18 protein-coding genes are annotated in these 23,139 nt (G+C 47.6%); 4 read left to right on the top strand and 14 right to left on the bottom strand.

Annotated elements, in window-relative coordinates; genetic code table 11:
* Positions 1–157: 157 nt before the first annotated feature.
* Entirely contained in the window at positions 158–1,318 is a 1,161-nt protein-coding gene (locus ACYVE4_RS19985) for a DUF4249 domain-containing protein (RefSeq protein WP_461041986.1), read from the top strand.
* A 1-nt stretch (position 1,319) separates the two neighbouring features.
* Here the strand turns inward: ACYVE4_RS19985 and ACYVE4_RS19980 are convergent, their stop codons facing one another.
* On the bottom strand, positions 1,320–1,787 hold the full coding sequence (locus ACYVE4_RS19980; RefSeq protein ID WP_461041985.1) for an OmpA family protein: 468 nt from the start codon (positions 1,785–1,787) through the stop codon (positions 1,320–1,322).
* Between the two features lie 121 nt (positions 1,788–1,908).
* Between ACYVE4_RS19980 and ACYVE4_RS19975 the strand changes: the two genes are divergently transcribed.
* Positions 1,909–2,466 carry a TetR/AcrR family transcriptional regulator gene (locus tag ACYVE4_RS19975; protein ID WP_461041984.1) on the top strand — a complete coding sequence of 186 codons (558 nt, stop codon included), beginning with the start codon at positions 1,909–1,911 and terminating at the stop codon, positions 2,464–2,466.
* A gap of 108 nt (positions 2,467–2,574) precedes the next feature.
* On the opposite strand, the gene ACYVE4_RS19970 is transcribed toward ACYVE4_RS19975, so the two are convergent.
* The 9 genes from ACYVE4_RS19970 to ACYVE4_RS19930 form a co-directional block, all read right to left on the bottom strand.
* A complete protein-coding gene (locus ACYVE4_RS19970) occupies positions 2,575–5,706 on the bottom strand; it encodes an efflux RND transporter permease subunit (protein ID WP_461041983.1) in 3,132 nt (1,043 codons plus the stop codon).
* Positions 5,707–5,713: 7 nt separating this feature from the next.
* A complete protein-coding gene (locus tag ACYVE4_RS19965; protein WP_461041982.1) occupies positions 5,714–6,769 on the bottom strand; it encodes an efflux RND transporter periplasmic adaptor subunit in 1,056 nt (351 codons plus the stop codon).
* 43 nt (positions 6,770–6,812) lie between these two features.
* The gene (locus ACYVE4_RS19960) at positions 6,813–8,144 is read right to left on the bottom strand and encodes a TolC family protein (protein ID WP_461041981.1); all 1,332 of its coding nucleotides are present in this window, start codon (positions 8,142–8,144) and stop codon (positions 6,813–6,815) included.
* 59 nt (positions 8,145–8,203) lie between these two features.
* Positions 8,204–8,680, bottom strand: a complete 477-nt coding sequence (locus tag ACYVE4_RS19955) for a MarR family winged helix-turn-helix transcriptional regulator (RefSeq protein WP_461041980.1) — start codon at positions 8,678–8,680, stop codon at positions 8,204–8,206.
* 137 nt (positions 8,681–8,817) lie between these two features.
* The gene (locus tag ACYVE4_RS19950; protein WP_461041979.1) at positions 8,818–10,206 is read right to left on the bottom strand and encodes an FAD-binding oxidoreductase; all 1,389 of its coding nucleotides are present in this window, start codon (positions 10,204–10,206) and stop codon (positions 8,818–8,820) included.
* 156 nt (positions 10,207–10,362) lie between these two features.
* On the bottom strand, positions 10,363–11,106 hold the full coding sequence (locus tag ACYVE4_RS19945; RefSeq protein ID WP_461041978.1) for an RraA family protein: 744 nt from the start codon (positions 11,104–11,106) through the stop codon (positions 10,363–10,365).
* 25 nt (positions 11,107–11,131) lie between these two features.
* Positions 11,132–12,787 carry an SMP-30/gluconolactonase/LRE family protein gene (locus ACYVE4_RS19940; RefSeq protein ID WP_461041977.1) on the bottom strand — a complete coding sequence of 552 codons (1,656 nt, stop codon included), beginning with the start codon at positions 12,785–12,787 and terminating at the stop codon, positions 11,132–11,134.
* Entirely contained in the window at positions 12,784–14,040 is a 1,257-nt protein-coding gene (locus ACYVE4_RS19935; RefSeq protein ID WP_461041976.1) for a spinster family MFS transporter, read from the bottom strand. Before ACYVE4_RS19935 ends, ACYVE4_RS19940 begins: the two co-directional genes overlap by 4 nt.
* A gap of 2 nt (positions 14,041–14,042) precedes the next feature.
* Positions 14,043–16,934, bottom strand: coding sequence for a glycoside hydrolase family 2 protein (locus tag ACYVE4_RS19930; RefSeq protein ID WP_461041975.1), 2,892 nt, complete (start codon positions 16,932–16,934; stop codon positions 14,043–14,045).
* Between the two features lie 19 nt (positions 16,935–16,953).
* Between ACYVE4_RS19930 and ACYVE4_RS19925 the strand changes: the two genes are divergently transcribed.
* A complete protein-coding gene (locus ACYVE4_RS19925) occupies positions 16,954–17,184 on the top strand; it encodes a hypothetical protein (protein WP_461041974.1) in 231 nt (76 codons plus the stop codon).
* The gene (locus ACYVE4_RS19920) at positions 17,169–17,645 is read left to right on the top strand and encodes a PIN domain-containing protein (RefSeq protein WP_461041973.1); all 477 of its coding nucleotides are present in this window, start codon (positions 17,169–17,171) and stop codon (positions 17,643–17,645) included. The genes ACYVE4_RS19925 and ACYVE4_RS19920 overlap by 16 nt, the downstream gene beginning before the upstream one ends.
* Here the strand turns inward: ACYVE4_RS19920 and ACYVE4_RS19915 are convergent.
* From ACYVE4_RS19915 to ACYVE4_RS19900, 4 genes are all read right to left on the bottom strand, one after another.
* A complete protein-coding gene (locus ACYVE4_RS19915; protein ID WP_461041972.1) occupies positions 17,627–18,418 on the bottom strand; it encodes an SDR family NAD(P)-dependent oxidoreductase in 792 nt (263 codons plus the stop codon). The genes ACYVE4_RS19920 and ACYVE4_RS19915 overlap by 19 nt on opposite strands.
* A gap of 83 nt (positions 18,419–18,501) precedes the next feature.
* Positions 18,502–19,695 (bottom strand): enolase C-terminal domain-like protein, encoded by a 1,194-nt coding sequence (locus ACYVE4_RS19910; RefSeq protein ID WP_461041971.1) that lies wholly within the window; start codon positions 19,693–19,695, stop codon positions 18,502–18,504.
* 60 nt (positions 19,696–19,755) lie between these two features.
* Positions 19,756–21,132: an endo-1,4-beta-xylanase gene (locus ACYVE4_RS19905; protein WP_461041970.1), complete on the bottom strand. Its 1,377-nt coding sequence runs from the start codon at positions 21,130–21,132 to the stop codon at positions 19,756–19,758.
* A 69-nt stretch (positions 21,133–21,201) separates the two neighbouring features.
* Complete coding sequence (locus tag ACYVE4_RS19900; protein ID WP_461041969.1) at positions 21,202–23,109, bottom strand: glycoside hydrolase 5 family protein; 1,908 nt, start codon at positions 23,107–23,109, stop codon at positions 21,202–21,204.
* Positions 23,110–23,139 lie beyond the last annotated feature (30 nt).

Here is a 23,139-nt window from a genome sequence, read left to right as displayed (position 1 = left end):
ATAAAAAGATTTAATACAACTATTTCGATAAAATAAATAAAAATAATGAGCCAAGTACCATGGTTGAACTTTATATTGGCGTATGATTAACCTGCGTACAATTAATTACTAACATTTTTTGCCTTTCTCCTAAATACATTGGCGGAGTAATGAATCTATGCGGTCGGTTTTAGCCCTAAAATTCCTGCTACTTATCTATTTGCTTACTGGCTGTGTCGATCCGGACGGTGCGTTAGTATTTAGTAGGGTTAACACAATCGTTGTTGATGGGGTGATTACTAATCTGGCTGAACCACAACTTATTCGTCTGAATCAGTCGAAAGCCGACCCATTGACGGGGCGGTATGGTACTATTCCACTCAGTAAGGCAGCCGTTGATGTCGTAGTCGATTCAATGGAGGTGATTAGATTTCAGGAAACCGATCCGGGGCGGTATCAGGCACCTGATGGATTTATTGGTCAGATTGGGCATAGCTACCAGCTTCGATTTGTTTTATCGGACGGGCGATCGTACGAATCGACGCAGCAGGTGATGCAGGCTGTACCACCCATTGCTAGAGTTTACGCAACATTCAACTCGAAAAGTTTAGCTCCAGCTCAGCAATTAGATGGGGGCTATGTAGCTGCTCATGATTTTTTCATTGATTGGCAAGATCCTGTCAATCAGCATAATTATTATCGTTGGGATTGGATCGATTGGGAGAGACAGGAATGGTGTCACAGTTGCCATGGCGGACTCTATCAAATTACAGATGCAAATGGGAATCTGATCGAGGACTGTGTCAATGAGAAATTCACCTATCCGTACTATGATTATAATTGCCGAACAGCGTGCTGGGAAATCATCCATAGTTCTCAGTTAAATGTATTGGATGATGTCTATAGCAATGGTGGAACTGTAAAAGCACGTTTGGTTGCACAGGTTCCGTTGTATTGGAAGCAGCATTGCCTAATCGAAATTCGACAATCCTCGCTTTCTGAGTCGGCCTATACTTACCTTAAAAAGCTACGTGATCAGACGCAAAACACAGGTGGAGTTGCCGATGCGCCCGGTTCGATTCCAGTTGGGAACGTAAAAAATCGTACGACGCCCAATGAACTTGTAGTAGGCTATTTTACTGCTTCGGCCGTTTCAGCACAACGGTATTGGCTAACCCGCAATGATGCCGTAGGATTTACACCGGGGCTGTTTAAAGCGTTGAATGGGCACGATCCTATTGGTGAACCCAGTAGCTCAGCTCGCTATCGTCCTCCTTTAGCGGTTTGCGCACCGAGCGATAGCCGCACTCCCATAAAACCAACAGGCTGGCAGGACTAGTTTACTTAGGCAACAGTTGGACTATAACCCGTCGGCTTATCGTTCGTGCATTTACAGAAGTAGTTTGATCAGGGCCAACCCAATTGGCCTTTATCTGGTCAGTTGATACACCTTGTTGTTTCAAATAATTCGCTACTGTTTTTGCCCGTTGTTCGGCAAGCGTCATATTTAATTCACGTTTGCCAATATTGTCTGTATAGCCCGTCACCATTGCCATCAGTTTAGGTTGGGCCGTCAAAAGTTGGGCTAGCGAATCTAAACTGGCTTTTACACCCGGTCGAAGTTGATGACTGCTTTGATCAAAATAGAGAATCGAAATACTGATCTGGAGGTCAGACGAATATACTTTAGACTCCTGAGCAAAGGTTTCTATTAGCGTACAAGGAAGTACAATCAGACTCCAGCCAATAATCCAGCCTATCAACCTGGACAGTGCAATTTGTCGAATGCCTGCTGCCAGAACGTCCATACACCTATTTATTTTGGATGATTCGTTAGTGTCTGTTGATAATAGCCATCAAACAAGAATAGGTTTGGATGACTTTGTACTTTGATACATCAATATGTGAAATTGACTGGTTTGATTGAGTATGAAAGAGCGGATTCTCGCTGAAGCCCGGCACCTTTTTAATCATTATGGCGTCAAAACGGTCAGGTTGGAGGATATTGCCAGAGAGTTAGGCATTTCTAAAAATACCGTCTACCACTATTTCGAGAGTAAAGAAGAGCTGGTCAGGTTGATGCTGGAAAGTCAACTGAATGAAAGCCTGGAGCAAGCTACTGTCATTCAAACCCAGGTAGACAATCCAATTAGTATTGCCCTACGGATTTGGGACCGACTAATCCTGTACCGACGCGAAGTAAATCCAAACTTACTCCGCGATATAGAACGCCATTACCCGACTGTCTGGCATTTTTTTCAAAGCTTTCAAGCGGAATATATTAATCGTATTCTAGTGAAAAATCTTCGGCAGGGGATAGAGCAAGCCGTTTACCGGGCTGATTTGAATGAAGCCGTAATTGCCTGGTTATGGGTCGATCAAAGTCAGCGCGAGACGCCCTTTGAGGATGCTGATGAAGCTATCAAACACCTTTTTGTTCGTGGACTACTCACACAGAAAGGACTGGAATTTTATGCGGCTCTCTAAAGCGATTTTGTCATTCTGACCGTAGGGAAGAAACTTAATGTACCCTAATTCTAAGTAAGGATGCAGTAAGATTCTTCCCTACGGTCAGAATGACAAAAGCACTCTTTTCTAACTAATCGCTTTCGCTACTTCCAGTTCCTGCGGCTTCTTAGGCGTTACTTTTTTCTTCGTAAATCGGGCGATAATTCGGTCAACGACGAGGTAGACTGATGGGACAACCAGCAGGGTTAGTAGGAGGGAAGACGTTAATCCACCGATGATTACCCAAGCCATACCGTTTTTCGTTTCAGCACCGGCACCGCTGGCTAACGCAATTGGCAACATACCGAACACCATCGCCAATGTGGTCATCAGAATCGGACGGAGACGTTCTTTACCTGCTTCAATCAGTGCATGAACCACATCATGACCTTCTGCTTTTAGCTGATTCGCAAAGTCAACGATCAGAATCGCGTTCTTGGCAACAAGTCCCAGCAACATAATCATACCGACAATCGAGAACACCGTCAGGCTCTGCATCGACAGCGCCAAGGCCAACAATGCACCGATCAGCGCAACCGGAATGGAGAACAAGACAACGAACGGATACACAACGCTTTCGTAGAGGGCGACCATGATAAAGTACACCAGCAGAATAGCAATGCCTAACGCTAAGCCCAGACTACCAAATGCATCGGATTGCTGTTGCAATTGACCTAAGTACTGAATACTAACGCCTTCTGGAAGTTTAACATTCGCCATTTTAGCCTGAATATCAGCACCAACCGTACCAACTGGTCGGCCAATCACCTGTGAATTAATCGTGATAGACGATAATCGGTCGATACGTTCCAACACGCTTTCACCCGTTTGTTCCTGCACCCGAGCGAACTGCGATAACTCAAACGTCCGGCCCTGATTGTTGACAAACGTCAACCGGTTGACATCCTGAGGATTGGTACGGTCGAAACGGTCAAGGCTAATCAGAATATCGTATTCATTTCCGTTCTGTTTGAACTTCGATAAATCATTACCTCGGAACGCGTTCTGTAAAGCAATACCAACATCGGAAGCACTGATGCCCAGTTGCGCCATTTTTTCCCGATCCAAGCTTACCGTTACTTCCGGTTTCGGATCTTTTACGGAATACTTCACATCCTGGGTACCAGGAATCGACGTAACCACATCCTTCACCTGCGCGGCAGCCTGCCGGATACTCGTCAGGCTGGTTCCTTTTACGGCAATCTGAATTGGCGCCTGCGAAGCACCCACAATACCGACAGGGCTTACCGTTACTTTCACACCCGGAATCTGACCGACCTCCCGTTTTAGTATTTGCCCGAAATCTTCAGTCGAAACCGTACGGCCTTTTTTATCGGTTAGCTTAACGTTCAGATCAACAATATTGCTATTGGAAGACGTAGCGATACCACTGCTGGTGTAACCCACGTTCGTGAAAACGTTGGTTACTTCGGGGTGTTTCATAATCAATTGCTCGGCCCGTTGCGATACGGCGTTCGACTGGTAAATGGAAGCTGTCGGCGCTAGTTCCAACTGGACGCTCATTTCGCCCTGATCGCTTTGGGGCATGAAGGCAGCACCAATAAAACCAGCAGGTACCAGCGCAATCGAGCCAATCAACAGAACTAAAACAGCAATGAAAATCCAGCGTTTATGGCCCAGAACAGACTCCAGAATACGTCCATAAGCCGCTGTAATTCGATCCAATAGCCGCTCAAAACCGAGATTTAATTTGCCCCATAACGAGTTCGGATTGAGGGCTTCCTGTTTGCCGAAACGCGATACGAGCAGGGGAGTCAGTGTGAACGACACCATCAAGCTCATCAGCGTTGAGAATACGACAACCAGTGAGAACTCTCGTAAAATATTCCCGATCAGGCCGCCTGTCATGGCAAGCGGTACGAATACCACAACGTCAACCAGTGTGATTGCCAGTGCTGTAAAGCCAATTTCGTTCCGTCCTTCCAGAGCGGCCTGGACGCGGTTTTTACCCATTTCGAGGTGACGGTTGATATTTTCCAGAACCACAATCGAGTCATCGACCAGAATACCTACGACCAGCGAAAGCGCCATCAAGGTCATCAGGTTCAGCGAGAAACCTGCCAGATACATCAGCACAAACGTTGGGATAATGGACGACGGCAACGCGACCAGTACAAACAGCGACGACCGGAAACTATGCAGGAACAGCAACATTACTACAGATACGATCAAAACGGCCAGGAATAGATCGTCAACTACGGCATGGGCTGAAGCCAGTGTGTAAGTCGATTGGTCGGAAGCAATGTTAAATTTCAGTTTTACATCGCTGTGTTGTTTTTCCAGAACCGCAATTCGTGCCCGTACTAACTCGCTGACTGATACCGCATTGGCATCTGATTGTTTCTGTACCTGAATACCAATCGAAGGGATACCGTTGATGTGGTTGATTGCTGTCGGTTTAGCCACAGCATCGACTACTTCGGCTACGTTATTCAGTTGAATTTCACTGCCATCGGTCCGACGAGCAATGACCAGCGTACGAAGACGATTCACTGTTTCGACGGACGCATCAAACCGAATGGAATATTGCTGTTCCCGTGTTTCGAGTTGACCCGCAGGGTAACTGGTATTGGCGGCATTAATCGCCTGCGACACTTGACCGATCGAAACACCATAGGCCCGCAATTTTTCGGCGTTGACATTGACCTGAATTTCTCGCTCAGTTCCACCAATTACATTGATCTGACCAACCCCGGCAACGTTCGATAGCTGTGGTTTTAATTCATTATCAATCAGGTCGTACAATTTGGTCGGCGACAGGTTGGCAGTTACACCCATCCGCAAAACAGGAATTTCATCCGTCGAGAATTTATTCAGAATCGGCCGATCTACTTCGTCGGGCAACAGGTTGATGATCTGTTCGATCTTACGTTGGGCATCCTGTTGTGCCTGGGTTACGTCGACGCCATTCTTCAACTGGATAATGACAATCGAAGCCCCTTCTTGTGAGGTAGCGGTCATGCGATCCAATCCTTCCAGCGACGACACCGCATCCTCAATGCGTTTCGTCACGTTCGTTTCGACTTCATCGGCGGAAGCACCCCGATACGTAGTGGCTACGCTGATGACGTTCGCTTCAAATTTTGGCAGCAGGTTGTACGACAATTGTTGGTAACTCAGTACCCCGAACAAAATCAGTACAGTAAATATGGTCGTTACCAGTAACGGCCGTTTTATGGCTATTTCGGTTATTGACATGATCTTATTATTTTGTTATCTGCACAGGCTTGCCTTCGCTCAGGTTTAGCTGGCCAGTCGTGACGATTACGTCCCCAGCAGCTAAGCCGCTTAGTACTTCAATGGAGTCGCCGAAATCACGTCCTACTGAGATTTTACGCTGATGAACTACGTTGTTTTCGACGATGTATACATACGGATTTTTGATACTTTCAACCAAGGCTGTACGCGGAATCTGTAGTGCTTTCTGATTAGATTTCTGCGAAAAATCGACGTTGACGAACGTTCCGGCTTTCAGGCCGTTCCCATTGGCAATCGTGATTTCAACCGGATAATTATGCTCGTCGGTGCCTTGTGGGGCGATGTAAGAAATCTGGCCGGTAAAAACTTTGCCTGGAAATACATCGGCTGAAACTTTCACGGATTGGCCTTTATGCAGCTGATACACATCACTTTCATTGACCAGTACGTTTACTTTCAATCGCGATATATCCAGCACTTTGCCCAGCGTACTGCCTACGGTGATGTAAACGCCGGGTTCAATTCCTTTCTGAACAATCTGCCCGTTGATTGGCGCTTTTACATTGGCATCCTGAATTTGCTTCTGAATCTGTTCGGCCTGATTAACAGCGTTTTCATAGTTGTATTTAGTTTCATTTACCTGAATTTCAGTTGTAGCGTTTCCCGCCAGCAACGTGTTGTAGCGCGTAACGTCTTTCTTCAGTTTTTCGATGTTAAGTTTAGTAGCCTGTAGCGACAGTTCCTTTAATTGATTGTCCAGTTCGACCAGGGTTTGACCTTGACGGACTGGCGTACCCAGATCAAAATTGACGCGTGTGACTTTGCCGGCGGTGGTTGCCGTAATGTTTGCTTCCCGGAACGGAATTAAATTTCCCGTTTTTACAAGCTGCTGACTGACAGTGGCTTCTTCAACCCGATTGACTGTTACTGGGATCGCTACGTTTGTAGCGACAACGGGTTTGTTCTGTGCATCGATTTTCTTTTTATTCGATGCCAGTCGAAACCCGATCAGAGCAACGATAGCCACTGAGGCCGCGATAATGATGAGTGATGTCTTTTTCATGCATTGGTTGTATTGCCGTCTACTGACCGCTCCGGCGGCCCGATTAGAGTTGATTATAGAAAGTAAGTAATGTGCCCTTCGATTGCTCTAAATCAAGGCGGGCCTGGTACAGATTAATGAGTGAATTGATGTAGTCAGACTGTGATTGCCGGTATTGGGTATCGGCATTGACAAGATCGGTGAGCGATTTAACGCCTTGCTTGTATTGCAGTGTAGTGATGTTATAAACTTCCTGAGCCAGCTTAACGTTTCGATCGCCATTCAATACGTTGGTTTGTACACGCTGAATTTGCGATTGTGCATTGTTAAATTGAAGTCGATACGCAGCTACATTCAGTTTCTGCTGTTCTTCCTGATTCAGCACCGTAAGTCGTTGCTGTTTGATTTGAGCGTCCCGTTGAAATCCATCGAAAATTGGAATACTGAACCGTAGCCCAACACTACCAAATCCGACGAAATTGGTGAATAATTTATCAATAGTTTGCGCCCCCAAATTAACCGTGCCATAATTGGCCGTCAGCGCTACGGTTGGAAAATAACCTGCTTTAACTCGTTCTAATTGAAGGCGTTGTAGATCCAGATTGGTAGCTGCCTGCTGAAACGAAACTAGATTTGTAGCCTCAAAAGGTGTTTGCTCCACCGTGGGTAGTTGTTTCAGAAGGGTCGAATCTGTTAACGTAATCGTTTCATCCTGCGATAAACCCATTTGATATTTCAGGCGGTTCATAGCCAGGTTCAGATCATTCTCCGCCAACGTCAATTGCGACTGCGTGCTGTTGTAACTCACTTCTGTACGGGTATAATCAACTGGTTGAATCACACCGTTGTCGCGTTGTAATTTCAGTATGTTGAGTACCTGCTGGGTTCGCTGTAAGTTATCTCGTAGCAGTGAAATCTGTTGCTGGGCGATAAAAACCTGATAGTAATTGCTGGCAATGTTGTAAATAATGTCCTCGCGAGTTTGGCGGGTATTTAGTTCGGCTAGTTGCTGGTTGGGCTTAGCCGCTTTGATTCCGAGCAGCAACGATCGGTCATAAATGGTTTGACTGGCTTGCGCCGTTACGTTTGTCTGGTACTTCTGCCCGATAATAAATACTTGTGGTTCAGGGCCAAACACACCAGCTGGAATAACGCTTTTTTGCAGTTTGACATTATCGGTCAGCGTTCCCGTTGCTGATACCTGGGGTAGATATAAGCCCAACGCCTGACGTGCCTGCTGATTGGCATTTTCAACCTGATTTTGTGCAATGCGAACGGTGCCGAAATGTTGCAGTCCGTAGTCGATACAATCCTTTAATCGAAAGCTAGCTGGAGACTGGGCCCAGCTACTCTGGGCTAGCAGGATCAATAAACCCAGTGCAATTTTTTGTTTCATAAGTGAAATAAAGTTGATGTGTCTACTGTAGATATATCAACTATATGGTTAAAAAAATGTTACTTATCCAATAGAGAAGAAATCTTCCGGAGCGTGGTCAGAAAGGAAGCCAGTTCATCTGCATTTAGTTGATCTGTCACCTGCTTATCAATGCTTTCAGCCGTTTCGATCACTTTCTCAACTACCATTTTGCCTGCTGGCGTCATCTGAATCAGGTTCTTCCGTCGGTCGATCTCATCCGAAACGATTCGCAAGTAGCCATCCCGTTCGAGCGTGCGTATTGAGCGCTGAATGCCAGACTTATCCTTGTGCAGTAAATTAGCTATTTCCTGTTGGGAAGGCAGCTCGTCGCCCGAAAAGTAGGTTGCGAATAAAATCGGCAATTGCTCAAGTTGTAGGCTAAAGCCCGAACGCAGCAGCTCACGATTTGCCCGTTTGCCCATCAGATGGCCTACGTGATTGATCGTGAAAATGGACAGGCGACCCATCCGCTCCGAAATTTTGCTCCGTAATTCCTCTTCTTTATTGACTACCATGCGACAAAGGTATTTATTGTTGATATATCAACCAAACTTACAAAAGAAAAGTTTTTCAATTTTTCAGTTTCTTCCACCGGTCCGTTTTCTCATAACTGAAGCTAATAATTGGTTAGGAAGCAGGAAGTCAGCGTATTCTATTTAGGTAATAATTTCCCTGGATTGAGAATGCCCCGTGGGTCTAAAGCTTTTTTAATCGTACTCATGAGCGCTATTTCTTCAGGAGTACGGCTTACGTGAAGCCACGGCTTTTTCTCTAAACCAATTCCATGTTCGCCGGTGATGGAGCCTCCGATTGGCTGGAGAGGTTGATAAATAATGTCTTCAATTGTGTGTTTTGTTTTCTGATCATCGTCGCCACAACTAATAAATAGGTGCAAGTTCCCATCGCCCATATGGCCGAATATATACAGATACACATCTGGCCAACTGCTGCGTAGTGCCGATCGGATTGTGTTGATATAATCGTCCATATCGGCAATAGCCAGACTAATGTCAAATAGAAAGACTGGCCGATGGACCGAAAAGATAAACTCTACATTTTCGCGAATACCCCAGAACCAGTCCAGCTCTTTTTGCGACTGGACAATCGCAGCATCCGCAATTAACTCGGTCGTCAGGCAATGTTCTAAAAACGCTTCAACCTGTAATTTGTCTTTTTCGGCCTCCTGTCCGAGTGATTCGAGCAGAATATAAAAAGGATATGTTTGGGCTAAAGGCGGAGAAAACGTTGAAGGCTTCGACGTCATTAGTTGGTAGTAATCCTGCCACAACAGTTCAAAGCTGGTAAGGTCACTTTTTAACGTGGCTTTGGCCGCGAGTAACACTTGATTGGCTTTCTCAAAACTCTCTACGGCTATAAAAGCTGTGTTTCGGGTTTTGGGCAGGTCTTCCAGTTTCAAAACGGCTCTTGTGATAATGCCAAGTGTGCCTTCTGATCCGATAAACAGTTGTTTGATGTCATAGCCTGCATTATTCTTCATCATCCTGTTCATCGACGAAACAATCGTGCCATCGGCTAAAACGACCTCTAAACCCAGTATCAGATTTCGCATAACGCCATACCGCAACGCCTGTAGCCCACCGGCGTTGGATGCAATGTTACCACCAATCATACAGCTACCTTTAGCACCCAAATCAAGCGGAAATAGCTGACCCTGTACGGCTACAGCTTCCCGCAGTTGCTGCAATACCACCCCTGCCTGTACGATTACCGACTTGTTGATGACGTCGATTTGTTCAATCTGATTCATTCGTTCCAGGCTTAGCGCAATTTCATTGGGCTGAGTATCTGTGCCGCCAACAACATTTGTCAATCCGCCATGCGGCACGACAGGCTGATGGAAGTCATGGCAGATTTGAAGCATTTTTGATACATCCTGGGTTGTTTTTGGCAAAAGCAGCGCCAGACAATTCAGATTCCCGGATGGCTTCCAATGGCTTGCCACGCGCGTGCTGGCTTCCTCATGAGTTAGTACACAGCTTTTGCCAAACGTTTTCACCAGCAGCTCGACTATATCAGACATGGTACTCTGTAGCATTAGATGTGATAAAAACTAAATAAGCCAGAAATTATGGCCGGAATAAGCAGTAGCGGTGCGCCTGGAAACCAATACCCATAGATGGTTTTGAATCGCTGCAGATTGTTCATCCACAGCGATTCAGTCAGTAGCTACAGCTCGCTAAAAATAACCACCTTTTTCGGTAATTTCCTGAATGGATTGCCCTTCATGAACCCAATTGAAAATCATTTTTTCGTTCGCAATAATCTCCTCTGCCCGCATCAGAACATCGTAGGCAATTTCGCGGGGAACCACCAGCACTCCGTCAATATCGCCTAATACGATGTCGCCGGGTTTAATAGTTACGTCGCCAATCTGGATCGTAACCTGAAAATGCGTGATGAGGCATCGGCCCAGACTACCATTCGAGATTCTGTACTTGTAGAATAGGGGAAAGTCTGCTTCCAGAATCTGGTGTGTATCGCGAATGCCCCCGTCAATACAGGCTGCTTTTACTTTTTTCCCTTTGGCGGTGGCGGTCATAACTCCTCCCCAAAGAGTCGCTTTGCTATCGCTGGTGGTATCCCAAACCACAAATGCGTCTTCGTGCATTTCGTCGAGCATTTGCGTACGGAATTCCATTTCGCCCCGAATCATGGCATTGGGAGCGCTTTTTACGGTAAACGCAAAACCTGCTACGGTTCGGTACTCGCGAAGGGGTAGAATATGGCCGGGTAACGCCTGATTCAATAGACAGAATTCGCGCATAACGTCGTTGACAGCCCCTGTGTAGAGTTGTTCGTACCGTTGTAGTAATTCTTTTTCTGGGATAGGGAACGTGGTGTCGGAAACGCCTTCACGCTTTTCGATCAACTGCTCCAGATTCATCAATCCGACTTCTTTCTTGTACTGATCGACACTCATGATTTTTCGTTTATCTAGTTTATAATCAATTGAATAATGTGATTCCTTTTGTGTTTGTCCTGATCTGTTGTAACTGCCCTTTTTCGGCCTCTGTAACGACTAAGCCAAGTTTGCCGGATGGGTCGAAGGCGCAGTTGGTTGGGTTCTGGCCAATTGTGTTAATTTTCTGAATAACCTTTCCTTCGGGGGAAACAACGTGGATGTAGCCCGTACCATAAACGGCTACGTAGAGATTGCCGTTTTCTCCAAAAGCCATACCGTCGGGTCCGCCAGGTCCTTGCGGGCCTTCTACCGTAGCCCAGACAACCGCATTGGTCCATTCGCCGGTTTCAGCATTCCATTCGCCTTTCCAGAGTCGATGTTTATAGGTTTCCGCCAGAACCAGCGTTTTTCCATCAATGCTGAATGCCAGCCCGTTGGGGAAATATTTTTCCGTAGTGATTTTCTTGACGGAACCATTATGCATCCGTACAACTGCATAGCCCGTCGGTTCCTGCCGCGATTCGCCGGGGCAGGTAAAGAGCAGATTACCTGCTGAATCGAAGGCTAAATCGTTGGGTTTGTTGAGGGGGACGCTATCGATTTTATCCAGAATGGTATCGGCTTTTCCGGTGACAGGATCGAAGCACCGGATACTACGTTGAGCAGAATCACAAAACCAGACTTTCCCCTGCTTATCGATGGCAATACCATTCGGCCCTCCACCAACGGGAAAGCGTTTTAGCTTCCCATTTTTGACCTGAACCAAACTTTCGCCTTTCAGTTCAACAGCCCACAAACTTCCATCGGCCGCAAAAGCTGGTCCTTCCGGGAAATTTAGTTTGGTTGCTATATTGGCAACTGACGCCGATGCAGGAAGCGGAGTATTCTCGTGAATCTGCGCAATTTCTTCTTCTGACAACGCCCGATCGAACACGGCCAGGCCGCCAAGTTGGCCAACAAAATCGTTACCAATATTCCCTAGTCGGTGAACGGCTCCAACGGTGAAATCCGCACCATCGTCACCTCCGTCGAAAATACCTTCTGCATATGAGTAGGGATTGCGATCTGCGCGGGTATCGAATTGGCCGTTTCGGTACGATTTGATTAATTGTCCATCATAGGTCATAGCTACGAACGTCCATTCGTCGTACCGAACGGGTGTTTGTCCGATTGATACGTCGACGCACCATTTTTCGCCGGGAGTTGGACCGCCCACCCCCGAAATATGTCCACACACCTGACTTTTGCTATCGCGAAGCCGAATATTCAGAAACAGGCAGTACTGGCGTTTTTTCTGAGTCTCATTCCACATGCCGGCAATGGCTTCGCACTCGGCATTATCGCGACTTTTGACCTGGCGCTTTACCCAGGCCAGTATGGTTACCTGCGCATTTTTTCCGCGAATGTTCAGGCCGGGGCATTCAGCACGGGGAATGGTCAGGTATGCATGTTCTTTGATATCGAGCGAATGGTTTGACAAAACGCCCTCTTTCAGGATTGAAACCGGACCGGTTGGCTCCTGCAATAGATACTGGTATTTTCCTTTGGAACGTAGCGGTTGTTTTCCGGTAAAATCCCAGAGACATAGCAAATTGGGTACGGATAACAAATCCGATTTCGTGGATAGGGCGTGTGTTGTATTTGTCATCATCAGGCCGCTGAGTAAGGTTGACTGGGTGATAAAATGGCGTCGATTCATAGGCTATTTTCTTTATCCCGGTCGAAAAACAGGAAAGCACCCGCCCAGAGAAATAAGCTGCCCAGTACATAGACACCTGATAGGCTTGCAAGCCCGGTTGTCAGTCCCAGCGTAGGCTTTAAAACACCCAGTAGGTAGGGGGCAAACGAACCAATTAGAAAAGCGCAGGCCAGCATCAGTCCGTAGGCTGACGACCGGATTTTAGGCGACACCACTTCGTAGAGCGAGGCAACAATGTTGGAGTCGTACCAACCCCGGAAAATGCCGAATAAAAACAGGGCTATGTATGTGAGCGGCTGCGTCTGACTCATGCTGATGCCATAAATAAATGGGGCGCCCAACAGCAAACCCAAAGCCTGCACCACCAGTCGACTTTTAGGATTGGCTTTGGCGTAATAATCAGCAATTTTTGCCCCCGACAATACGCCCAGAAAGGCACCGAGATGGTGATAAAAGAGCGACGAAAATCCAGCATCGGTCAGGCTCATACCGAACTTATCGACCAGAAACGATGGCATCCAGGTCAGGTAACCGACATTTACGAATACCATACAGCCAAACCCTAGCGTGAGCATAATGACTGTCGGTTTTCGGACCACGATCCGTGCGGTTTGGCCAATTTCGGATAGCATAGGTTGGCGCGCTTCGACGGTTGCTTTTACTATGTCTTTCGGGATGCGGCTGAAGAATGCAAATGCTAGTAGAATGCCCAGACTGCCAAATAAATAGAATGCTTTCTGCCAGCCGTAATGCTCGCCAATGTATCCAGCAATGATACCACTCAGAATGATACCGAAATACACCGCCGTCTGGTGAATCGACAGCGCAAATGAGCGACTTTCTTTATACTTTTCGCCCAGCAGCGCATTAGCAGACGGAGCATAAAAAGCCTCTCCACCCCCCGTTGCCACACCGCGTAACAGAATAAATTGTAGGACAGTGGAGCAAAAGCCCGTCAGTAACGTAGCGCAGGACCAGAATAGCAGGCAAAAACCGAGAATATTTCGGCGTGAAAATCGGTCGCCAATAAATCCAGCTATGGGAACCAGTAGGCCATACGTCCAAACCAGTGCCGATGCAATCAGGCCGAGTTGAGCATCAGTCAAACCGAGATCTTTCCGAATGAGTGGTAACACGACGCTGAAAATCTGCCGGTCGGCCTGGTTCAGGAAGAAAGCCAGCCAAAGTAAAGCCAGTAACTCCCAACGAAAGCCAGTCGGTTTTTTTGTGAGCGAAGGCGGTGATTCAACCATGATTACGGGAGTTTTGCGGTTGTGGGAGCAGCATTCCAGGCACTAACAGTCAGACGGGCATTCTGCCGGGTCGAGGGTTCGCGCCAGAGTACGTCCATGTCGATTTCCTGCGTTTCGCCGGGGGCAATCCAGGTGAAATTGTCCGAAGCGACAATAGCACGTTTGGTCCCGGTAATGTCCAGTTTCGCCATAAATGCCGGAACCTTTCCCGTATTCGTCACCTTCACCCGAAGCTGAGCCTGGTCGGTGCCTGTTGGCTTCTGACCCACTACCGAAGCCGTCAGCGACGTTACTGTTTTTGCCATCGTAGGCTTTAAAAAAGGGCCTTTTTCCAGTGTTGGCCAGGGAATCGGATTATTGATGTATTTCTGATAGAACTCACCGTTTTCCAGCATCGAAAGACTGCGTGGGTAATAGAACGAGCGCGATAGAAGCTTACCTGCGCTGTCGTGCAATTCGGCAACGATGAGCACGTAGCGATCGCGGTAATCTGCCGGAATCACGTACTCGCCTAGGTCGGCAGAACCGACCGACGTACCAGCTGCTACGGTCATTTTCTGTTCCTTCTTCCAGAGTTGTTTGAACGTATCGTCGAGTACCTGCACGGAAATTGTTGCGCCCGGTATTGCCTGAGCGAGCGAGTGATTTACGTTGACAGGCAACTTGATCCGTTCACCGGGTTTCCAGAGCAGACGCGGAAGGCTGATCGCTATGTGGGTTGGTTCGTACGTTCGTTTGAGGAAGTAATACGGTGCACCAGCATTCCCAAACCAGTCCATCATCTGTATCGCAACCACTGGCCAGTGGCGCTTGAATACCCAAGGCATCAACCCCGACGTAACCGGATAATTACCCTGCATTTTTTCGGAGAAAACCTGATAAAATTCCCCCGCTCCCACCTGCGACGCTTCCGTAATGGCTTCGATAGTCGGATCAGTCATGTCGGTAACGTGTGATGCCCGACTCAACATGCGCGGTACGCGACTAGGCCCGTATTCGGTAAAATGATGAATGAACTCGTTATGCCCCTGGTAAAAGTCTTTATCCCACATTTTCCCTAACCCCGTAAATTCTTTGTTATCAACGGTTTCGTAGAATAGGCTGGCTTCGGGCATCGAGTGCATACCCGTTTCTGAAATCCAGGGCTCGTAGCGGTAGCCGATACCATACCAGGTTGGGTCCATATCGGGGTAAGTGTGGATACTTCCGTCATCGGGGGTGGTACGGACGTATAGGCGTGACTTGTCGAAAATATCCAGATTGCGTTCCAGAATACCCATCGTGGCCGCATTGCCCAGCGAATATGGGTTGAATTCGTTACCGCCACACCAAACTGCCAGCGACGGATGATTGCGTAACCGGACGATCGTTTGTACCACCTGGGCCTCCCAAATATCTTGGGGATAGAGTGGCGTGTCCTGATTTCCGATCGGGAAATCCTGCCAGACCATGATGCCCAGTTCGTTACAGATGTTGTAGAAATGCTCCGTTTCGAGCAGGCCACCACCCCAGATACGGATCAACTGAACGCCCATTTTTTTTGCCGCTTCCAGCGTCCAGCGGTAGCGTTCTTTCGAGGTTTCGAGCAACACATCCTGCGGGGTGAAGTTCATGCCTTTCACAAAAAACTTCCGCCCATTGACCACAAACTGCCAGTTCTCCCAGCGGTCGGCATAACGTGGTCCAGCCGAAGCTACTCGCTCGATGGTACGTATTCCGAACGGAAACTGAATCTGGTCGACAACCAGCCGGTCTTTTTTGAGCGTTACTTTTACCGTGTACAGATTGGCCTCGCCCAACCCGTTCGGATGCCACAGTTTGGGATTCGATATGGTTAAATCGTCTTCGAACCAGGTCCGACCCTTGAATGCCTTGAACGGTTTTTCCTGCGTGAACGCTACATTACCCCCTTTATCGACCAGTTCAAGCAGAACAGACAGGGCTGCATTGGAGGGCGTCGTACCTGGAACGCGACCGTCGTAATGATGCATCTGCGCGTTTTTCCAGGGATGGAGCTGGTAGCCAAGTGAATTCGTATCAGCCAGTACCTCACTCGCGAAGTGAAGCGTTGCTTTCCCATTTTGGATAGATGTCGTAGTCAGGTAAGGTCGTTCGAGGTGATAGGGCTGCACCATTTCGAGCCGGACATCCTGCCACATACCCACGCTGAAGAACATTTCGCAACCCGAACTTCCTGAAATGACCCACGGCTTGATAATCCGGCCACTGGCGCGAGGATTGTAGCCTTTTCGCTTTTCAATCATGTATTCGCCATTGCTGTTGCGCGGCAGACTTTCGTAATCAGTGGCCTTGTTGCCCCAGTTTCCAGCTCGCACTTCAACCAGCAGATCGTTGTTGCCCGACGGTTTTAATAGCTTGCTGATCTCAATCGTTGGTCCGCCGAACATGCCTTCGTGAACACCTAATAGCGTGCCGTTCAGCCACACTTTCGAAAAGTAATCGACACCATCAAAGCACAGAAAAGCATAGCTACCAGTTTTGGCGCTGACGGGTGTCGAGAAGGTTTTGCGGTAGTACCACACCTTCTCGTCCATGAACTTATACCGGTCGGAGTTTTTGTGGTAATAGGGGTGAGGTAGCTTCCCAGCTTTGTAGTACGACCAATGCACCGAATTCGGAATGCTGGTCTGAAACGCATCTTTGCGAGGAGCGTTCAGATCGGTTATGGGCTGGTCGGTATGCGACAATTCCCAGCCATCGCCCGATAACGATACGTGTTGCGCTCCCGTTCGTGGGGTAATCCGGTACGGTTGCCAGAGTTTATTTTTCTCTTCGGCAAATGGGTTATCTGGCGCTGGATTCTCCTGACCAGAAACCGAAGCGATGCTCAGGAGCGTTATTAGGAAGAATAGCGAAATGTGTTTACTTTTCATCAATCAAAAGGCTAAGCTTATGGAAGCACTTCGGTTTATACAGCGCGTTACCGACGATACATTGGTACTACCCATGCCCCCCTCGTACCGGGAGCAGGAGGTAGAAGTTATTGTTCTAAAAAAAGTTACGTCACCAAGGCCCGAATTAACAGTCGAAGAAAAACTGGCGATTTTGCGGAAGCACAAGGCATCAATGCCCGCTAAACTTGACCCGCAGATTGATCTTGATGAAGAATGGTACCTCCAATAAGAATTTTTCTCGACACATCGATTCTTGCTGAGTATAAAAAAGGTACTAAAACTGACTTGCTGGACGAATTGATTCAGCGCCAATATCTCTTGTGTTATAATCAAATCGTTCTTAGTGAATATCTGTTCGTGACGCTTGCTCACTACGGACAGAAGTCGCTTCGGACGTTGAAAATGGCCAATTATATTCCTGAATTGCTGGATAAGCATGACGTTGAATCGTTATTACAGCCCCTTCATTTTTTAAAAGATGTTGACGCATCTGTAGCATACGATGTTCCCCGGTTTATGCGGGAATACAATCTATTGCCCAACGACGCTATTATTTTTTCGCATTGTCAATCTTCTGGTATCAAGTGCCTTGCCTCTTATGATGCCGATTTCCAGCCAATTTGCCGTAAAGAAGGCGTTATCCTTATTGACAGCGTTGATGTCCTAAATACTCATTTCCCCGTTTCATAAGGTTTCGGTTTTCCGTAGCCCCGCATCAGCAGCAAACCACCGTCGACGGTGATGGTCGAGCCGGTCAGGTAGCTGCCCGACGCGATTAAATCCACTAGTACGCTGGCGATTTCTTCTGGTTGACCGAGCCGTCCGGCGGGTATGCCGTCGGTTACTTCCTGAAGTAAGTCTGGGTTTTCCCAAACCAACCGATTGATGTCGGTCTGCACAGCGCCAATCGCCAGCGTATTGACTCGGATGTTGTGTGGACCCAGCTCCATCGCTACGCCTTTCATCAGGATTTCCAGTGCTCCTTTGGTGGCTCCGTAGAGCGATAAGCCAAGTCCAGGCCGAATTCCATTGACCGATGTAATGGTCCAGATACTACCTGCTACCGAATGCTTTACCATATTTCGGGCAACTGATTGCGTCAGAAACGTTGTGCTTCGGAAATTGACGTTACTGAACTGTTCAAAATCGGTTTCAGTCACATCCAGAAAATGTTTTTTGTACGATACGCCCGCGTTGTTTACCAGAATATCCAAACCCCCTGCTATTTCCCAGGCTTGTTCGCCAAGTAGAATAGCCTGCGCGGTTTCCTGTAAATCAGCCTGCAGCAGATAAGCCTTAAGGCCCATTTGGCGAATCGTTTCGGCAACGGTTTCGGCATCTTCACGGTTTTCGTGAAAATGAATCACTACATCGCAACCCGCTTCGGCCAACTGGATTGCAATGGCTTTCCCGATTCCTTGCGATGCTCCTGTTACCAGTGCTTTTTTACCTTCTAAGCGCATGTTACCTCACCCCCGGCCCCTCTCCTAACACAGGAGAGGGGAGATTTTTTATTTTACTTTTTCTATATCCTGTCTGCCTTATTTTACATTCCACCAACGGTTGGGTACCAATCCGGTCGATAGGGGTCTTGGTGGAAACGGGCGTAGTAATCGCCTTTCTCCTCGTAATACTTTTCGTAGTGCTTCATCTTATCCTCGTCCAGCGATACGCCTAAGCCGGGGCCGGTCGGGACTTTGATCGCGCCATTTTCGTATTTCATTAACCCGCCTTCGATGATGTCATCGGTGAGATAATGGTAGTGCGCATCGCCCGCGAAGTTCATTTGTGGAATGGTTGACGCGGTGTGAATCATAGCTGCCAGCTCAATACCAAATTCAGCACCAGAATGCATGGCAACACCCAGATTGAACGTATTGCAGACCGCAGCCAGATCTTTTACCCCGCGCGGACCTTCCCAATAATGAATGTCAGTCAGAACAATATCGACCGAGCCCATCCGAATGGCCGGAGCCAGATCGTCGAATTTTGCCGGATACATGTTGGTGGCAATGGGAATCCGTATTTGCTTCCGAACGGCTGCGTTACCTTCCAGTCCCCACGATGGATCTTCGAAATATTCAATGTTGAGGTCTTCCAGCCGACGCCCGATTTGCACAGCGGTCTGCACCGACCACAGGCCATTCGGGTCGATACGTAGGCCGAAGTCGTCGCCCAGTTTCTCGCGGCAAAGCTCTAAAACGCGGGCTTCTTCTTTGGGCGACTTTACACCCGCTTTTAGCTTCATTGAGTTGACGCCCAGCGTTTCATGCAGCTCTACACAGAAATCGGCCATATCTTCAGCCGTTTCGTCGTGTTTACCATCGCCCGGACGGTCGTAGCGCCAGAACAGATAGGCAATAAACGGCACCTCATCGCGAACGCGTCCACCCAGCAAATCACTCAATGGTCGGTTCAGAACTTTGCCCTGAATGTCGAGACAAGCCATTTCGATGGCGGCATACAGTCGGGCATTCGACATGTAATAAATGCTACGAAGTACTTTCAGCTTGATTTTTTCAAGATGAAACGGGTCTTCACCAACGATACGTGGCTTTAGTTTTTGCAACGCTCCCCGCTGATCGCCACCACCTACTTCGCCCAGGCCAACGATACCTTCATCCGTAATAATTTCGAGAATGGTACGTAGAAAATAGCCGGGATGTACGCCCGTGTTATGGCGCAGTTGAGCATTTAGCGGAATCGCAACGCAACGGGTACGGATGTCAATAATTTTCATACTATCTTTTTTAATTGCCGTAAAAAGTGGATTGCTCTACGGTTTTAATACACTACGTTGTCAATCCAGCACCACTACCTGCGTGCGGGCACCGCTTTTCGGAAACTGAACTTCTTTCTCATATTTCTTCCCGTTCCGTTGTGTGACCACTTTGTATGTGCCGTAAAAGCCCTTGTAACTTACCGCGTTATTTTTGGGTGATATCGTTACATTCGTGCGCCATTCTTTGTTGATCAGCCGGTCCAATACGTCGTAAGCGGGCTTTTTAGAGAAATCACGATTCAGCAGACCACCTTTCCATTTGTCTTCGCCGGGCACCACCGTACCGTCGGATTTGATACGGGCCGGGGCCGCCGTTCCATCGACCAGATTCCACCAGATAATACCTTCTACTTTCGGATGGCTAAACCATAGTTTGTAATAATTCTCGGTCATCACCGCCTGGTATTCAGGACCTTTATCCGACAAGGCCGATACCGTAATTTCGGTGATATGCAGCGGTAAATTGAAATCGGAATACAGATCAAGTGTGTTGAATAAGGTGCTGGGAGTCATGGCTTTACCTTTCAGTATTTGTTCATATTCCGGTTCGCTGAAGTTGTGAAATTGCAACCCGATGGCATTGATTTTGGCGTTCCGTAGGAGCAGATTCTCAGTGAGCAGATAATCGGCGTTGTATTCGCGCTTGTTGCTGCGGTTCCAGATTCCGGTGGTGAAATTGAGCGTAAACACGTTGCTGTTTGGGAATCGATGTTCGCTTTCTTTGAACGCTTTGAAAGCAAAATCTTTAGGCATCAACACGTCGGGGTGGCGGTCCGTCACTTCGTTTACGACGTCCCAAATCTGAATGTCGTGACCGTAGCGTTCGCCAATTTCCTGAATTCGCTTGCTTATTTTCTGCTCCATGATTTTTTCATCTTTCGGCAGCCAGGTCGGGATCGACCAGCGCTGATTGTCCCACACGAGCGTATGGCCTTTTGGGGTAATGTTGTTCTTCTTCGCAAATTCCAGCACAAGGTCGGGAGCTGGGCGACGGTAGATGTACGGGCTATCTTTTCCGAACCGTAGCTTCCCCGGTTCTGGCTCCAGTTCAGGCCAGTAGAACGGAATGGTTACGAAGTTGAACAGCTTCGTAAAATGCTCTTCATAGAGGGCATCTTCTTTTGGATTTTTGAATCCTTTCACCATGAATCCATTAGCCCCGAAATAAAAATCATGGCGGGTTTGACTTAACGAAACATCACCCGGCGAAACCGGATTGCCGTCTTTGTCGGTAAACTGAACCGTAAAAGCGCCCATTCGATTGTCGCGGATACCGTCGGCAATACGTTGCTGCACAGCCGGATCGCTCCATTGACTTTTATATTCATCGGAAAGCTGGGCCGATACCTGAAATGCCGATAACGTCAGTAATGTAGCAGTGACAAGTTGTTTCATCGTAAAAAGACAGCCTGTGAAAAGTCGACAGACTAGTTGGTTTAAAAATTCAGGTTGACTCAACTGAGCTTATTTTGTTGCATTCAATGCTCCGCTGAATCCGATATGGACTCGCGCAATCCACGGATACGTATTGTCTGCCTGCGCATTGCCGGTAACAATCTTGACGGCGACTGTTCCGTGGGGCAGTGCCGAAACAGAATAGGTGTATTTATCAATCGGATTGTCTTTTTCCTTTGATATCTGGCTGGGGTAAGCCTTTCGATGGCTTTGGGTAATGGCTCCTTCTGGCAATGATTTCCAGACGGTTCCATTCGTTGAATAGAGCAATTCAATACTATCGACCCGATCACTAAACGCGAAAACATCAATCCATTTTAAAGAGTCAGCGCTGTATACCAGCTCTCCCGAACCGCTTTTTGGGGCTCGTTCTACCTGAAAAAAATCTTCTTCCGTCTGGCGTAACCTCGGCCATGATTCTGTGCTAATGCTAAGATTTTCCGAGTGAGACTGAGTCAGTGAAAAGTCCTTCAGGTTGTCCATCACCATCCTGGTAACTGGTGTCACAGGGCCTATCACGTTTGATGCTGGTGAAATCCCCGACTCATTTTTACCCTTGATTCGGTAATAATATGATTGTCCGGGAATCACACTGTTATCGGTAAACAAGGGATAATAGTAGAGATGATAGCTAATATCCAGATCGCCACTGATAGCCTGCCACGGACCTTTTAATGAAGTTGCCCTTTCTACGATATAGTATCTTGCTCCCGGCGAACAACGCCATTTTAGCGCCACGGCATCGTTCCGCACACTGGGATATAAATAAGGCGCATCTGTTGGAGCGGGTAGTGCTGGTTCCCGTTCTCCTCTGATTTTATACCCATAAGATCTGATTAGCAGGAGGTTTTCCCGTTCCTTGAAATAATCGCCACTATCGAATCCGGGCCAGCGGCTTCCTCCCCAGGAGTACGAATGAAACAATGCATGTCCGCCAATGCCACCGTTGTACAGCGGTTTCATCAAACTCCAGAGTAAAGCTCCGGTCGTGCCTGTGTTGTAAACCTGTTCGAGCACGTCTTTGAATCCCTCCAGCCGCTGAAACTCATCGATAATCATCGGGCGTTTTCCTTTGCATTCGTTCCAGAGTTCGGTAACGCTGTTTCGATAGTTGGGGTACTGGCGGGTTTTTACGATATCGATTTTCGTGTTATTCGTTAGCACATCGTTTACATTGTCCTTCATCTGCTGCACACCGTTTGCTCGACGAGGGTCGGCAATCAGATGATTGGGGTCAATGCTTTTTAGATAATCGGCCATTTCCGCAATCCAGGCTCCTTTGTTGTTCGGTACTTCGTTGCCAAATTCCCAAGCCAGAATGGCTTTATCGTTTTTGTAAAGCTGCCCCGTATACTGATTCTTACGATTAACAAACACGTTCAGTAAATCCTTGAAACCATCCTTTACGGCGGGCGTCTGGTAGTAATCGCCACCGCCATAAAGCTTACTAAACGATTCGGTAGAGCCCCAGAATTTGTTCTCTTTGACCAGACAAAGGATTACCCTGATGTTGTACTTAGTACACAACGCCAACATCTTGTCGATGCGCCGAAAGGCCGTCTCATTATACGTGCGTGGCCCCGTGACGAGTGCTTCAAATTCGCCGGAGCCGTCTTCCACGGTGATTCCCCACGTTCGAATCGTGGTAACTCCCATCTGAGCCATATCCTTAAAATAGGCTTCCATTTCAAAAGAAAGCTCCATCGGATCATAGATGTAGCCACTCGCCGGATTCGTGTTTTTGTAGCCGTCGTATGGACTGGTAATCGTCGGCGCATTTACGGATATGAATCTGAACACCTTGTTGCCATCCTTCAGCCGATCGCCCTCTCGTGTGATAAAATGGGTAAAGGCTTCTGCGTTGGCTGTACCAGCAAGGCATAGACAGAGTATCGTATAAAAAAACTTTACATTCATTACATCATGGTTTTCAGGAGTGATGACAAG

The sequence above is a fragment of the Spirosoma harenae genome, assembly GCF_054776975.1.
This window is presented reverse-complemented; position numbering and strand designations above follow the sequence as displayed.

Excerpts from the sequence above, each read along its gene's own strand:
- ACYVE4_RS19985 (WP_461041986.1), top strand. The coding sequence starts at position 158 with ATGCGGTCGGTTTTAGCCCTAAAATTCCTGCTACTTATCTATTTGCTT.
- ACYVE4_RS19980 (WP_461041985.1), bottom strand. The coding sequence starts at position 1,787 with ATGGACGTTCTGGCAGCAGGCATTCGACAAATTGCACTGTCCAGGTTG.
- ACYVE4_RS19975 (WP_461041984.1), top strand. The coding sequence starts at position 1,909 with ATGAAAGAGCGGATTCTCGCTGAAGCCCGGCACCTTTTTAATCATTAT.
- ACYVE4_RS19970 (WP_461041983.1), bottom strand. The coding sequence starts at position 5,706 with ATGTCAATAACCGAAATAGCCATAAAACGGCCGTTACTGGTAACGACC.
- ACYVE4_RS19965 (WP_461041982.1), bottom strand. The coding sequence starts at position 6,769 with ATGAAAAAGACATCACTCATCATTATCGCGGCCTCAGTGGCTATCGTT.
- ACYVE4_RS19960 (WP_461041981.1), bottom strand. The coding sequence starts at position 8,144 with ATGAAACAAAAAATTGCACTGGGTTTATTGATCCTGCTAGCCCAGAGT.
- ACYVE4_RS19955 (WP_461041980.1), bottom strand. The coding sequence starts at position 8,680 with ATGGTAGTCAATAAAGAAGAGGAATTACGGAGCAAAATTTCGGAGCGG.
- ACYVE4_RS19950 (WP_461041979.1), bottom strand. The coding sequence starts at position 10,206 with ATGTCTGATATAGTCGAGCTGCTGGTGAAAACGTTTGGCAAAAGCTGT.
- ACYVE4_RS19945 (WP_461041978.1), bottom strand. The coding sequence starts at position 11,106 with ATGAGTGTCGATCAGTACAAGAAAGAAGTCGGATTGATGAATCTGGAG.
- ACYVE4_RS19940 (WP_461041977.1), bottom strand. The coding sequence starts at position 12,787 with ATGAATCGACGCCATTTTATCACCCAGTCAACCTTACTCAGCGGCCTG.
- ACYVE4_RS19935 (WP_461041976.1), bottom strand. The coding sequence starts at position 14,040 with ATGGTTGAATCACCGCCTTCGCTCACAAAAAAACCGACTGGCTTTCGT.
- ACYVE4_RS19930 (WP_461041975.1), bottom strand. The coding sequence starts at position 16,934 with ATGAAAAGTAAACACATTTCGCTATTCTTCCTAATAACGCTCCTGAGC.
- ACYVE4_RS19925 (WP_461041974.1), top strand. The coding sequence starts at position 16,954 with ATGGAAGCACTTCGGTTTATACAGCGCGTTACCGACGATACATTGGTA.
- ACYVE4_RS19920 (WP_461041973.1), top strand. The coding sequence starts at position 17,169 with ATGGTACCTCCAATAAGAATTTTTCTCGACACATCGATTCTTGCTGAG.
- ACYVE4_RS19915 (WP_461041972.1), bottom strand. The coding sequence starts at position 18,418 with ATGCGCTTAGAAGGTAAAAAAGCACTGGTAACAGGAGCATCGCAAGGA.
- ACYVE4_RS19910 (WP_461041971.1), bottom strand. The coding sequence starts at position 19,695 with ATGAAAATTATTGACATCCGTACCCGTTGCGTTGCGATTCCGCTAAAT.
- ACYVE4_RS19905 (WP_461041970.1), bottom strand. The coding sequence starts at position 21,132 with ATGAAACAACTTGTCACTGCTACATTACTGACGTTATCGGCATTTCAG.
- ACYVE4_RS19900 (WP_461041969.1), bottom strand. The coding sequence starts at position 23,109 with ATGAATGTAAAGTTTTTTTATACGATACTCTGTCTATGCCTTGCTGGT.